The following is a 13,028-nucleotide window of genomic DNA, read 5'->3' as shown; positions in this document are numbered from 1 at the left end:
TTCGTGGCGACACTCTTTATTGCGGATCTGCATCTGCAAACAGAAGAACCGGCGATAACCGCCGGTTTTCTGCGTTTTTTACGCGGTGAAGCGAAAAGCGCCGATGCGCTGTACATTCTGGGTGACCTGTTTGAGGCCTGGATAGGCGACGACGATCCGAACCCGCTGCACCGTGAGATGGCAGCGGCCATTAAAGCGCTGGTGGATTCCGGCGTCCCCTGCTATTTCATTCACGGCAACCGTGATTTCCTGATCGGCCAGCGCTACGCCCGCGAGAGCGGCATGACGCTGCTGCCGGAAGAGCAGGTGCTTGACCTCTATGGCCGCAATATTCTGATCATGCACGGCGACACGCTCTGCACTGACGATACCGGCTACCTGGCGTTTCGCGCCAAAGTTCACACCCCGTGGATCCAAAAAGTGTTCCTCGCCCTGCCGCTGTTTATCCGCAACCGCATCGCCGCCAGAATGCGCGCGGGCAGCAAGGCCGCCAATAGCAGCAAATCGATGACCATCATGGACGTCAACCCGCAGGCGGTGGTGAACGTGATGGAGAAGCATCGCGTTCAGTGGCTGATCCACGGCCATACCCATCGTCCCGATGTGCATTCCCTTATCGCCAACGGCGAGCCCGCCCATCGCGTGGTTTTAGGCGCCTGGCACAGTGAAGGATCGATGGTCAAAGTCACGCCGGAAGGTGTGGAATTGATCGCCTTCCCGTTCTAACCCTCCTCGTTTTTTCGCCCATTTCACGACCACGCAACCGTTTTCCTTGCCGGTATTACATGCTATTCTCTGTGCCCTCGAAAGCAGTGTGTTCCGCACCACAGGAGTTTTAAGACGCATGTCTTCCCGCAATAATCCGGCGCGTGTCGCCATCGTGATGGGGTCCAAAAGCGACTGGGCTACCATGCAGTTCGCCGCCGAAATCTTTGAAATCCTGAATGTTCCGCACCACGTCGAAGTGGTTTCCGCGCACCGTACGCCGGATAAACTGTTCAGCTTCGCCGAAAGCGCCGAAGAGAACGGTTACGAGGTGATCATTGCCGGTGCGGGCGGCGCAGCACATCTGCCGGGCATGATTGCCGCCAAAACCCTGGTGCCGGTACTGGGTGTTCCCGTGCAAAGCGCCGCGTTAAGCGGGGTTGATAGCCTGTACTCTATCGTCCAGATGCCGCGCGGTATCCCTGTCGGTACACTGGCGATTGGTAAGGCGGGTGCCGCAAATGCCGCCCTGCTGGCCGCGCAGATCCTCGCGACGCATGATAATGACTTACATCAACGTCTGGCGGAGTGGCGTAAAGCCCAGACCGACGAGGTGCTGGATAACCCGGATCCGCGGGGTGCAGCATGAAGCAGGTTTGCGTTCTTGGTAATGGTCAGCTTGGCCGGATGCTGCGTCAGGCCGGTGAGCCGCTGGGTATTGCCGTCTGGCCCGTCGGGCTGGACGCCGAGCCGGAAGCCGTGCCGTTCCATCAGAGCGTGATCACCGCCGAAATTGAACGCTGGCCGGAAACCGCCCTGACCCGCGAGCTGGCGCGCCATAACGCCTTTGTGAACCGCGACGTCTTCCCGATCATCGCCGACCGTCTGACGCAAAAGCAGCTGTTCGACAAGCTCGGCCTTGCGACCGCGCCGTGGCAGCTGTTGTCCGACAAAAGCGAGTGGAATGACGTCTTCGCCATGCTGGGCGATCTGGCGATCGTGAAGCGTCGTGTCGGCGGCTACGACGGTCGCGGGCAGTGGCGCCTGCGCGCGAACGACACCGCCGAGCTGCCGGACGACTGCTACGGCGAGTGCATCGTTGAGCAGGGCATAAACTTCAGCGGTGAAGTGTCGCTGGTGGGCGCGCGCGGGCATGACGGGCACACCGTTTTTTACCCGCTAACGCATAACCTGCATCAGGACGGGATTCTGCGCACCAGCGTCGCCTTCCCGCAGGCCAATGCTGACCAGCAGGCGCAGGCGGAAGAGATGCTCTCTGCCATCATGCATGAGCTGGGCTATGTGGGCGTAATGGCGATGGAGTGTTTCGTCACGCCATCGGGTCTGCTGATCAACGAACTTGCGCCGCGCGTGCACAACAGCGGCCACTGGACGCAAAACGGTGCCTCCATCAGCCAGTTCGAGCTGCACCTGCGCGCCATCACTGACCTGCCGCTGCCGCAGCCGGTGGTGACCAGCCCGTCGGTGATGATCAACCTGATCGGCACCGATCTGAACTACGACTGGCTGAAGCTGCCGCTGGTGCACCTGCACTGGTACGACAAAGCGGTGCGCCCGGGTCGTAAGGTCGGCCACCTGAACCTGAACGATACCGACACGGACCGCCTGAGCGCCACGCTGGAAGCGATTGTTCCCCTGCTGCCGCCAGAATACGCGAGCGGGATTGTCTGGGCGCAGTCAAAACTGAAGTAAGTAACCCCCGCCGGGGAGTTGACCTTCCCCTTCCCCGGCGTACAATTCCCGCCCATTGCTGCTTAGCTTTCTTCTGGAACCACCATGAACGATGGAACGGACTATCGCGCGATCCTCGCGTCCGATACCCCTTTAATCGACGTTCGCGCGCCGATCGAATTTGTCCAGGGTGCGATGCCCGCCGCACTCAACCTGCCCTTAATGAACGACGACGAGCGTGCCGCCGTCGGCACCTGCTATAAACGCCAGGGTCCGGACGCCGCACTGACGCTCGGCCATAGCCTGGTCAACGGCGAGACGCGAGAGGCGCGCATCAACGCCTGGCGCGAAGCCAGCCTGGCCCATCCTGAGGGCTACCTTTGCTGCGCGCGCGGTGGCCAGCGCTCACATATCTCCCAGGCCTGGCTTAAAGAGGCGGGAATCGATTATCCGCTGATCCGCGGCGGCTATAAGGCCCTGCGCCAGACGGCAATTCAGGTGACGATTGAGCAGTCACAAAAACCGATGGTGCTTATCGGTGGCTGTACCGGAAACGGCAAAACGCTGCTGGTGAAGCAGCATGCGCAGGGCATCGATCTGGAAGGGCTGGCGCACCATCGCGGCTCGTCATTTGGCCGCACGCTCACCCCGCAACTTTCTCAGGCGAGCTTCGAGAATCACCTTGCCGTCGAGCTGCTAAAAAAAGATGCCGCGCGCTGGGTGCTGGAGGATGAGGGCCGGATGATTGGCTCTAACCACCTGCCGGAGTGCCTGCGCGACCGCATGGCGGAAGCGCCTGTCGTGGTGGTCGAAGATCCGTTTGAGATCCGTCTTGAGCGCCTGCGCGAAGAGTATTTCGACCACATGTGGGCCGATTTTTTTGCCGCCTACGGTGAAGAAGCGGGCTGGAAAGCCTACAGCGAATACCTGCATCACGGCCTGTTCGCCATCCGCCGTCGTCTGGGGCTGCAACGATTCGCGGAATTTACCGCGCTATTAGATTCCGCGCTGCTGGAACAACAGCGCTCTGGAAGCACTGACGCGCACTTCAGCTGGCTTGTGCCGCTGCTGAAGGACTATTACGACCCGATGTACGGCTATCAGCTGGAGAAGAAAGCGGAGAAGATTGTTTTTCGCGGGACGTACGAAGAAATTGCCGAGTGGCTTGATCGCTGAAAAAAGCCGGGTGGCGGCTACGCCTTACCCGGCCTACGCGTGCTATTACGATCCGATGTACGGCTATCAGCTGGAGAAAAAGGCGGAGAAAATTGTATATCGCGGGACGTTTGAAGACATTGCCGAATGGCTTGATCGCTGAAAAAAGCCGGGTGGCGGCTACGCCTTACCCGGCCTACGCGTGCTTTTGTAGCCCCGGTAAGCGCAGCGCCACCGGGGAACAAACCACTCAGAAGTCGTAACGCAGACGCACCAGGTTCATGTCGCCCAGGTTGTCGGTGCTGGAGGTGAACACGTGTTCGTAATCCACGCGGAAACCGTAGTCCAGCTGGACGCTGATACCTACGCCGTTGTCGATGCGCTGGTAGTTACGGCCATTCACGTACTCAATACGGTCGCCCATGAAGTACGGCTGAATGGATTTCACCGCATACTGACCGACCGGGAATTTGTATCCCGCAAAGTATTCAATACCCCATGCATCACCGGCGAAGTAGTCGTTAACGGACACTTTTTTGGTGGTCATGAAGTTCTGATACCAGCCGCCGCCTGCGGAGAAGGTCCAGTTATCCGGCGTCCAGCTCAGTGCGGTGCCGAGAATGTTCTGGTCGTAGGATTTGCTGTCGCCGTTGTCCGGATTACGCATGTCCGCGCGGGTGTAGTTCCACGCTGCGCCCCAGGTCAGATCGGTGGTCAGGTGGTAATCGATACCCAGTGAACCGCCGCCTTTGCGCTTGTAGCGCAGGCCGTTGCCCGGCAGGTATTCGCTGTCTTCAAACAGGTAAGAGGCGTAGATGTCAGCATCGCCCACGGTTTTCTTGTACTTCAGCATCTGGCGTGAACGGTAAGAGCCGTCGTAGTCGCCGTTGATCCCGTTACCCGACGCCTGACCAATCATGTCGTAGTCCCAGATATCGGTTTTTGCGCCCACCACGTCATAGTACACGCTGTTCTGCTGGCCGAAGGTCAGCGTACCCCAGGTGTCGCTCTTCAGACCGGTGTAGAGCATACGGCGTGAAGTATCGTGCGCGCCGTCGGCGTAGTGGTTATCCCAGTTAAACTGCGCCGGAATGTTCACACCCAGCTCGTAGTAGGTGATCCAGCTGATGTCATCGAACAGGTAGTAGTCTGCCGCGAAACGGAAACGGGTACCGCCGTCAAAGCCGTTACGCTTGTAGCCGTTTTTGCCGTCGTCACCGGTCATGTTCTGGAACTGAGGACGGATGCTGCCGCCAACGGTGAAGTTCAGACGGCTCAGCGGGTTACCCGCCTGCGGATCCTGTTTCAGAAGGGTGATTTCCGCCTGAGATGCGAAAGAAGCCAATGCCACTGCTGCGCCGATCGTTGTCGCCAGCGCTGTTTTTCTTATAGTCATTCTTTTTCCTTGATAGACACGCTGCTAAATATTTAGCTGGTGAATATTAACCGGAAAAATTCGGGATGTGTGGGCGGGTTTTTAATGTTTTGTGCTACTAAATGCATGGGTATTAACGATTAGTGCTATTAATCGATGACACACCAGCAGAAATGCCGGTGCGTCATCATCACGCAAATAAACTAGCTGACAAACTGGCGGAACAGCGCTTTACCTTTCAACAGCCGCGTCCCGAGCCAGCCACCGCACAGGGACAGCAGCACCGCGCCGCAGACGGGCAACGTTAACCACAGCCGCCAGTCAGGCTCCCATGGAAAATCAAAGACTTTCGTCTGAAGCACCGCCAGTGCGGTTTCCGCCCCGATGGCCGCCACCAGGCCCGCCACCAGCCCGAGCAGGGCAAATTCGCTCCACAGCGTGGCGCGCAGCAGCCGTTTACTGGCCCCCAGCGTGCGGTAGACCACCAGCTCCTGATGACGCTGACGCATGCCGACCTGCACCTGCGCCAGCAGCAGCAATAGGCCGCAGACGGTCACCAGCACCACCATCACCTCCAGGGCGCGGCTCACCTGTTCCAGCACCTGCCCGACCTGTTTGAGGATCGCGCCGATATCCAGCAGGCTCACCGTCGGGAACTCCCGGTTAAGCTGCGTCAGCATGCCGTTGCCGTTTTCCCAGCGGAAGCTGGTCAGCCAGCTCTGGGGCTGTCCGTCCAGCGCGCCCGGCGGGAAGATGAAGAAGAAGTTCGGCCGCAGGCTTTCCCAGTCCACTTTGCGCAGGCTGGTGACTTTGGCGGTGAAATCCTGGGTATCACCGGTAAAGGTCACGCTATCGCCGAGCTTCACGTTCAGGCGTGTCGCCAGCCCCTCCTCCATCGACACTTCCCCCGCTTTCGGCGGCCACGTGCCGGCAACGATCGGGTTATGGTCCGGACGTTTCGCCTGCCAGGTCAGGTTGAGCTCGCGGTTGAGCGATTCATCCTTATTTCCCTCCGTGGACTGGCCGTTGATCTGCGTCAGGCGGGCGCGCACGATCGGATAGAACGATTCCGGAATAATGTGATGCTCAGACAGGAAACCCTTCAGCGGCGTCACCTGTTCGGGAGCAATGTTGATCAGGAAATAGTTCGGGCTTTCCGGAGGAAGCTGCTGCTGCCAGCGATCCAGCAGATCCCCGCGCAGCACCAGCAGAAGCGCCAGCAGCATAAACGACAGCGAAAATGCCGAGAGCTGGCTGAGGGTAGACCACGGCTGGTGCAGCAGTCGGTTAACCGCCAGCCGCACCGGCAGCGATCTCACCGTCAGCTTTTTGAGAAGATTGAGCAATAGCCAGCCCACCACGCCGCACAGCAGCGCCAGCACCACCGCGCCCGCCAGCACCGCCCACAGCAGCGTACTGCCGCCCATCAGCCAGGCCAACAACCCGACCGCCACCGCAATAATCACCGGCAGATAGAACTTCAGCGGCCAGACGCTGGCCACCACATCCCGGCGCAGCACGCGCAGCGGCTGGGTGGCGAGCAGCAGCCGGTAGGGGCGTAACCCCACCAGCAGGGAGATCGTCGTCATCGCGCCGATGGCCCACAGCCACGGCCAGAGGCTGGCAGGCGGCAGCGCAGCGGGCAGGACCGGTTTGAGCAGCACCATCAGCAGCTTTTCAAACAGCAGCCCTATCGCCCCGCCGGTCAGAGCCGACAGCGCCAGCACCATCAGCCACTGGCCAACAATCAGCTTGCGCAGCTGTGCCCGGCCCGCGCCGAGAGTTTTGAGGATCGCCACCAGATCGTAACGGCTGCGGCAGTAGTGCCCCATTGCCACGGCAACGGCCGCAATGGCCAGCAGCAGGGTTAACAGCGCCGACAGCAGCAGAAACTGCTGAGAACGCTCAAGGGATTTGCCGAGCGCCCCGTCATCCTGCTCCAGCCCGTACCAGCGATGTTCCGGCCTGAGCTGAGGCAGGAGCCATTTTTCATACGCCTCCAGTTGAGCAGGCGTCCCGCCAAACTTATAGCGCCATGTGACGCGGCTACCCGGCTGGACGGCGTTGGTTTTCGCCACATCAGCGGTGTTCATCAGCAGGCGCGGCGCGAGCTGGAACGGATTAAATCCGGAGTCGGGTTCCTGCACCACTTCCCCGGCAATTTTGAGGGTCGCGTCGCCGACGTCGATACTGTCGCCGGGTTTCAGGTTCAGCAACGCCATCAGACGCGATGCCAGCAGTACCGTACCGGCCGTCGGTTTTAGCCCCGGCGGACTGGTTTGTAAATCACCATACATCGGGTAGATGTCATCCACGGCTTTTACGCTGGCAAGCTGTGGCGTGTCGCCCGCAAAGGTCATGGTCTGGAAGGTGATTTGCTCTCCCACCTTCAGCCCCTCTTTGCGCGCTTCCTCAATCCAGCCCGGCGGCACGGGGCGAGAACTTTGCAGAGCCCGGTCCCCCGCCATAAATTCCCGACTCTGCTGGCTAAGCCCTTTCTCCATACGATCGCTGACGCTGCCGAGCGCCAGCACGCAGGCCACCGCCAGGCTCAACGCCAGCCAGACAATCAGCAGCGAGGGCGAGCGCCATTCGCGCCAGAACCAGCGGGCAATCATGCTTCCTCCTGAAGAACACCGTTCACCAGCCGCAGGCGGCGGTCGCAGCGGGCGGCCAGCTGCGGGTCGTGGGTAACCAGAATCAGCGTGGTGCCGTGTTCGCGGTTGAGTGAAAACAGCAGATCGGCAATTTTGTCCCCGGTTTTACGGTCGAGATTGCCCGTGGGCTCATCGGCAAACAGCACTTCCGGGCGCCCGTTAAACGCCCGGGCCAGCGCCACGCGCTGCTGCTCACCGCCGGAAAGCTGTGCCGGAAGGTGGTCGAGACGTTTTCCCAGCCCCAGCTGTTCCAGCAACGCTTTGGCGTGATCGCGGCTTTCGCGGGTATTTTCACCGCGCAGCAGGCCGGGCAGCTCAACGTTTTCCAGTGCGTTGAGGGTTGGGATCAGCATGAATGACTGAAAGACAAACCCGATATGCCGGGCACGCAGCGCGGCGCGCGCCTCTTCATCAAGCGCGTGGAGGGGCTGGCCGACCAGGTTCACTTCCCCGCTGCTGCCATCGTCCAGCCCGGCGAGAATGGCCAGCAGCGTGGACTTACCGGAACCGGATTCGCCAATCAGGGCGATGGTTTCGGCACGTTTGACAACGAGTTCAACTCCGGTGAGGATGGAAAGCTCGTGTTCTCCCTGACCGACGGACTTCTTAAGACGATGAACTTCAACAATGTTTTCCGCTGGCATTTGCCCTTCCTGTTTTTGATGCTGATGACCTTCCGCGCGGCGGCTGCGGACACGTTATTGATTCTGGGCGACAGCCTGAGCGCGGGCTATCGTATGGCCGCCAGTGCGGCCTGGCCCGCCCTGCTCAATGAAAAATGGCAGTCCCGGGCGTCTGTCGTTAACGGCAGCATCAGCGGCGATACGTCGCAGCAAGGCTTATCGCGCCTGCCTGCCCTGCTTAAGCAGCATCAACCGCGTTGGGTGCTGGTCGAACTGGGCGGTAATGATGGTTTGCGCGGCTTCCAGCCACAGCAAACGGAGCAAACGCTGCGGACTATTTTGCAGACCATTAAGGCTGCTAACGCCCAGCCGCTGCTGATGCAAATTCGCCTGCCCGCTAACTACGGCCGTCGGTATAATGAGGCGTTTAGCGCGATCTATCCTAAGCTTGCCAAAGAGTTTGATATTCCGCTGCTGCCATTTTTCATGGAAGAGGTCTATCTGAAACCTCAGTGGATGCAGGATGATGGCATTCACCCCAATCGCGATGCCCAGCCGTTCATTGCCGACTGGATGGCAACCCGGCTGGCTCCTTTAGTAAAACATGACTCGTCAAACAGCTGAGAACCTGACAGGTAAAGTTATGCAAAAATCGGTCTTAATAACAGGATGTTCCAGCGGAATTGGCCTTGAGAGCGCCCTTGAACTGAAACGTCAGGGGTTTTGGGTGCTGGCGGCCTGCCGCAAACCCGAAGATGTCGAACGCATGCGAGGGCTGGGATTTACCGGCATTCTGCTGGATCTCGATTCGCCAGAGAGCGTGGAGCAGGCCGCCGATGAGGTTATCGCCCTGACCAACAACCGGCTTTACGGTCTGTTTAACAATGCGGGCTACGGCGTGTACGGCCCGCTACAGACCCTCTCGCGGGAACAGCTGGAGCAGCAGTTCTCCGCAAACTTTTTTGGGGCGCATCAGCTCACCATGCGCCTTCTCCCCGCCATGCTGCCGCACGGCGAAGGGCGGATTGTCATGACCTCCTCGGTGATGGGCCTGATCTCCACGCCGGGACGCGGGGCTTACGCTGCCAGTAAATATGCGCTTGAAGCCTGGTCCGATGCGTTGCGCATGGAGCTGCGCCACAGCGGCATTAAGGTCAGCCTGATTGAACCGGGCCCCATCCGCACCCGCTTTACGGAAAACGTTAACCAGACGCAGGCGGACCAACCGGTCGAAAATCCCGGTATCGCGGCGCGTTTTACGCTTGGGCCAGAAGCCGTGGTTGCCAAAGTGCGCCACGCATTTGAGAGCGATACCCCTAAAATGCGCTATCCGGTGACGCTGGTGACCCATGCCGTCGGCTGGTTAAAACGCCTGCTGCCGGGGCGGATGATGGACAAAATTTTGCAGGGTTGAGTTGAAGCGACGACGCTTACCCCCATGTAAAGAGTAAACCGATAAAAGAGAATGCCGCATGTCCGTACAGAATATCGTCAACATAACTGAAGCTAACCTGCAACAGACACTCGAACAGTCAATGACTACACCGGTGCTGTTCTACTTCTGGTCTGAACGCAGCCAACACTGCCTGCAGCTGACGCCGGTCCTGGAAAGCCTTGCCGCGCAGTACAACGGTCAATTCATTCTGGCGAAGCTGGATTGTGACGCCGAACCGATGGTGGCTTCCCAGTTTGGCCTGCGTGCGATCCCAACCGTCTACCTGTTCCAGAACGGTCAGCCGGTGGATGGCTTCCAGGGGCCGCAGCCGGAAGAGGCGATCCGCGCCCTGCTGGATAAAGTCCTGCCGCGCGAAGAAGAGCTGAAAGCGCAGGAAGCCATGGCGCTGATGCAGGAAGGCAAGTACGACGAGGCGCTGCCGCTGTTAAAAGACGCGTGGCAGCTGTCGAACCAGAACAGCCAGATTGGTCTGCTGCTGGCAGAGACCCAGATTGCGCTGCACCGCCCCGAAGACGCGGAAGCCGTGCTGAAAACGGTGCCGATGCAGGATCAGGACACCCGCTATCAGGGCCTGGTGGCGCAGATTGACCTGCTGAAACAGGCGGCGGATACCCCTGAAATTCAGCAACTTCAGCAGCAGGTTGCGGACAACCCGGCGGATGCCGCGCTGGCAAGCCAGCTGGCGCTTCAGCTTCACCAGGTGGGGCGTAATGAAGAGGCGCTGGAGCTGCTGTTTAGTCACCTTCAGAAGGACCTGGGCGCCGCAGACGGTCAGGCGCGAAAGATGTTCCAGGAGATCCTGGCCGCGCTCGGCACCGGTGACGCGCTAGCGTCTAAGTATCGTCGTCAGCTGTACGCATTGCTTTACTAACAAAAATGCCCGGTGGCGCTAACGCTTGCCGGGCCTACAGAAGCCGATATTACCCCGTCTTTTTCAACTGCGTCACCACCAGCTGGTGGCGCGCGTTGTAAAACTTCCGATAGGTCAGATAGCAGGCAATAATCGTCGACAGGCTCGCCGTAGAGAGCAGCATAAACGTCACCATAATCTGGTATTTAATCGCTTTTACCGGATCGATACCGGCAAAAATTAGCCCCGACATCATGCCCGGCAGGCTCACCAGACCCACGGTTTTGGCGGAATCCACCGTTGGGATCAGCGAAGAACGAATGCTGTCGCGGATCAACCGCGCCGAGGCCACCTTCGGTGTCGCGCCCAGGCTTAGCTTCTCCTGAAGCTGTTGCTGTTCACTGCTGAAGCGTTGCCCCAGATTGTTGTAGCATAACCCGACCGCCACCATCGCATTGCCCGCAATCATCCCGGAAATGGGGATCACCTGCATCGGCGTAAATTCTATCGAGCCGGAGAGCACCAGTACCGCCAGCGTTAACGCGGTCCCGGTGGTGATGGCAATAAACGACGAGAGGAACGCTTTATCGATGTATTTACTGCGTTTCTGCGCGTTCCATGCCGCGTTAAAGCAGATAAACAGCACCATCAACAGGGTCAGCACGGCATGATTGACGTTGAAGATGTATTTCAGCACATAGCCGACGATGATGAGCTGAATGACCGCGCGAACGATACTCCACAGAATATCTTTTTCCAGCCCCAGCTTCTCCCGGTAGCTGACCACAATCGCCACCAGCACCAGGACCATCGACAGCGCCAGCGATTCGTTGGTTATGTTATGTTCACCCACGGTGAGCCTCCTCCATTTTCCCGCCCTGCGGCCTGAGCGTGATGACATCATCCGCATGGCTAATTTCATTTGAATCGTGCGTCACCCACAGCACGGCAATATCCTGTTCACGGACGTAGCGATGAATAATCTCATTGACGTTGCGCTTGTTAGCGTCATCCAGCGCGCTGGTGATTTCATCCAGCAAAAGCACCTTCGGCAGGAATTGCAGGTTACGGATCAGCGAGACGCGCTGCTTTTCCCCGCCTGACAGTTCGGCAGTCGATTTGGTCAGCGTCTCCGGCGGAAGCCCAAAACGGGTCAGATCGTCCGCAAACTTTTTCGGATCGGGCGTTTGGTTGCGGATGTGCCAGGGGAAAACCAGATTGTCGTACACCGTGTCGCCAAACAGGGACGGCGTTTGCACGCAGTATGACACCTGCTGGCGATAGCTTTCCGGTGTAAGCGTGGCGATATCTTTCCCTTCAAACAGGATGGTTCCCTCCGTTGGACTCAGTAGCGAAGCCACGATTTTCAGGAGGGTGCTTTTGCCGCAGCCGGAGGGGCCGGTTATGAGTTTAAATTCGCCCGGAGAGAGACAAAAATCGACGTGCTGAAGGATGGTGTTATCAACCACACGAAAGCCAACATCCCTGATATCCAGAAGATTTTTTTTATTATTCATTCCGATTCCGTTAACCGCTGTGATAAGAACAGCCTTTAGCATAATCCTTTCCGCTACGCTGCGCGAATAGCCTTAACCTATCGCAAGTGTTAAACTTTTTGTTCGGTAATTGTCACCTCTATAACTACAGGAAGTCAGCAACATGACACATATCTTTTATGAGTTCTCTTCCCTGAAGCCTGGTGTTCCAGATGTGGAAACATTAATGGAAGTCATCAATTCTTCTGAACTCACGCGTTTTGTCATGGGTGCAGAGGTGGTCGATTTTGTTAAGAAGGCGCTCATCGTTAACACCACAATCGGTAGCTTTAAAAACTGCTATTTTGCTTTCGATGATGGGGCTTACTTTCTCGAGTTTGACGGCAAGGGTAAATCCAGACGCTTTACTGAGGTGCCGGACTGGTTCGTTTCCCCCGCGGAATTTGCCCGCTCGCAATGGCTGATTAACCATGACCTGGCCGATGTGAAGGCGACGGCGTTTATTGACGTGCTAATGTCCTACCCGCTTAAAGAGCGCCGGGCGCACTGCAATCTGCTGTTTGGTCTGGATCTGCATAAGGTCAATGTGGTTCCGGCGCCTACAGCCCCTGCCGGAAAAATGGGCAATAAAAACGGAAAAACCACCAAGCCTCGCGTCACGGATCTCGGCTCTTTTGAGCTTTTTACCGCGTTCTTTGCACGCATGAAAACCGCCGTCAATGCAAATGAGTTCCCCACCTTACAGGTGCTGACAGGCCAGAAGGATCTTGCAAAAGCGCCGCACAGCTTAAAGCAAGGGATCAGAACCTGGTTTAAGGGGATTACCGGCGATCTGCCGCCGAACAACAAACGTGTCGGAGCGGGCAATGCAGTACTGTTCTGCGCTCCCGTTCGCGAGCAGATCCAGCAGATAGAGGCCATCGGCCTGGAAAAATACTATCAGGGCTTATCGAAAGCCATCGCTGACGCCGGGGATGGGTTTATCACCGACTTCAGCTATACCTGGTCTGAAGAGTAAC

At 58.3% G+C, this 13,028-nt stretch carries 14 protein-coding genes; 9 read left to right on the top strand and 5 right to left on the bottom strand.

The annotated features are described in order from the left end of the window. Positions 1-3: 3 nt before the first annotated feature. From lpxH to INF86_RS04785, 5 genes are all read left to right on the top strand, one after another. Positions 4-726 carry a UDP-2,3-diacylglucosamine diphosphatase gene (gene lpxH, locus INF86_RS04805; RefSeq protein ID WP_022647299.1) on the top strand — a complete coding sequence of 241 codons (723 nt, stop codon included), beginning with the start codon at positions 4-6 and terminating at the stop codon, positions 724-726. Positions 727-844: 118 nt separating this feature from the next. Continuing rightward, on the top strand, positions 845-1,354 hold the full coding sequence (gene purE / locus INF86_RS04800) for a 5-(carboxyamino)imidazole ribonucleotide mutase (RefSeq protein ID WP_023299481.1): 510 nt from the start codon (positions 845-847) through the stop codon (positions 1,352-1,354). Then, the gene (purK, locus tag INF86_RS04795; protein ID WP_023299480.1) at positions 1,351-2,418 is read left to right on the top strand and encodes a 5-(carboxyamino)imidazole ribonucleotide synthase; all 1,068 of its coding nucleotides are present in this window, start codon (positions 1,351-1,353) and stop codon (positions 2,416-2,418) included. The genes purE and purK overlap by 4 nt, the downstream gene beginning before the upstream one ends. An 84-nt stretch (positions 2,419-2,502) precedes the next feature. Further along, positions 2,503-3,573 (top strand): tRNA 2-selenouridine(34) synthase MnmH, encoded by a 1,071-nt coding sequence (gene mnmH, locus INF86_RS04790; RefSeq protein ID WP_038415556.1) that lies wholly within the window; start codon positions 2,503-2,505, stop codon positions 3,571-3,573. Further along, positions 3,563-3,715, top strand: a complete 153-nt coding sequence (locus tag INF86_RS04785; RefSeq protein WP_154816810.1) for a hypothetical protein — start codon at positions 3,563-3,565, stop codon at positions 3,713-3,715. The genes mnmH and INF86_RS04785 overlap by 11 nt, the downstream gene beginning before the upstream one ends. Positions 3,716-3,802: 87 nt before the next feature. On the opposite strand, the gene INF86_RS04780 is transcribed toward INF86_RS04785, so the two are convergent. The 3 genes from INF86_RS04780 to ybbA form a co-directional block, all read right to left on the bottom strand. After that, entirely contained in the window at positions 3,803-4,948 is a 1,146-nt protein-coding gene (locus tag INF86_RS04780; RefSeq protein WP_022647296.1) for a porin, read from the bottom strand. 182 nt (positions 4,949-5,130) lie between these two features. Further along, positions 5,131-7,545, bottom strand: a complete 2,415-nt coding sequence (gene ybbP / locus INF86_RS04775; protein WP_063841920.1) for a putative ABC transporter permease subunit YbbP — start codon at positions 7,543-7,545, stop codon at positions 5,131-5,133. Next, positions 7,542-8,228, bottom strand: a complete 687-nt coding sequence (gene ybbA, locus INF86_RS04770; RefSeq protein ID WP_006809828.1) for a putative ABC transporter ATP-binding protein YbbA — start codon at positions 8,226-8,228, stop codon at positions 7,542-7,544. Before ybbA ends, ybbP begins: the two co-directional genes overlap by 4 nt. Here ybbA and tesA point away from each other — a divergent pair. Genes tesA through INF86_RS04755 form a run of 3 tightly spaced genes read left to right on the top strand, consistent with a single transcriptional unit; the run spans position 8,199 to position 10,534 of the window. Beyond that, positions 8,199-8,831 carry a multifunctional acyl-CoA thioesterase I/protease I/lysophospholipase L1 gene (tesA, locus tag INF86_RS04765; RefSeq protein ID WP_063841934.1) on the top strand — a complete coding sequence of 211 codons (633 nt, stop codon included), beginning with the start codon at positions 8,199-8,201 and terminating at the stop codon, positions 8,829-8,831. The genes ybbA and tesA overlap by 30 nt on opposite strands. Beyond that, on the top strand, positions 8,812-9,621 hold the full coding sequence (locus INF86_RS04760; protein WP_087878403.1) for an SDR family oxidoreductase: 810 nt from the start codon (positions 8,812-8,814) through the stop codon (positions 9,619-9,621). The genes tesA and INF86_RS04760 overlap by 20 nt, the downstream gene beginning before the upstream one ends. Positions 9,622-9,679: 58 nt before the next feature. Beyond that, the gene (locus INF86_RS04755; protein ID WP_022647291.1) at positions 9,680-10,534 is read left to right on the top strand and encodes a co-chaperone YbbN; all 855 of its coding nucleotides are present in this window, start codon (positions 9,680-9,682) and stop codon (positions 10,532-10,534) included. Positions 10,535-10,583: 49 nt separating this feature from the next. On the opposite strand, the gene fetB is transcribed toward INF86_RS04755, so the two are convergent. Then, complete coding sequence (gene fetB, locus INF86_RS04750) at positions 10,584-11,366, bottom strand: iron export ABC transporter permease subunit FetB (RefSeq protein ID WP_022647290.1); 783 nt, start codon at positions 11,364-11,366, stop codon at positions 10,584-10,586. After that, a complete protein-coding gene (gene fetA / locus INF86_RS04745; RefSeq protein WP_063199683.1) occupies positions 11,359-12,030 on the bottom strand; it encodes an iron ABC transporter ATP-binding protein FetA in 672 nt (223 codons plus the stop codon). The genes fetB and fetA overlap by 8 nt, the downstream gene beginning before the upstream one ends. A 142-nt stretch (positions 12,031-12,172) precedes the next feature. Between fetA and INF86_RS04740 the strand changes: the two genes are divergently transcribed. After that, entirely contained in the window at positions 12,173-13,027 is an 855-nt protein-coding gene (locus INF86_RS04740) for a hypothetical protein (RefSeq protein ID WP_022647288.1), read from the top strand. Position 13,028 lies beyond the last annotated feature (1 nt).

It is taken from the genome of Enterobacter cloacae complex sp. I1M (assembly GCF_014982425.1).
GTDB classification, from domain to species: Bacteria; Pseudomonadota; Gammaproteobacteria; order Enterobacterales; family Enterobacteriaceae; genus Enterobacter; species Enterobacter intestinihominis.
The sequence above is the reverse complement of the archived record's forward strand: the minus strand, read 5'-3'. Positions and strand labels throughout refer to the sequence as shown.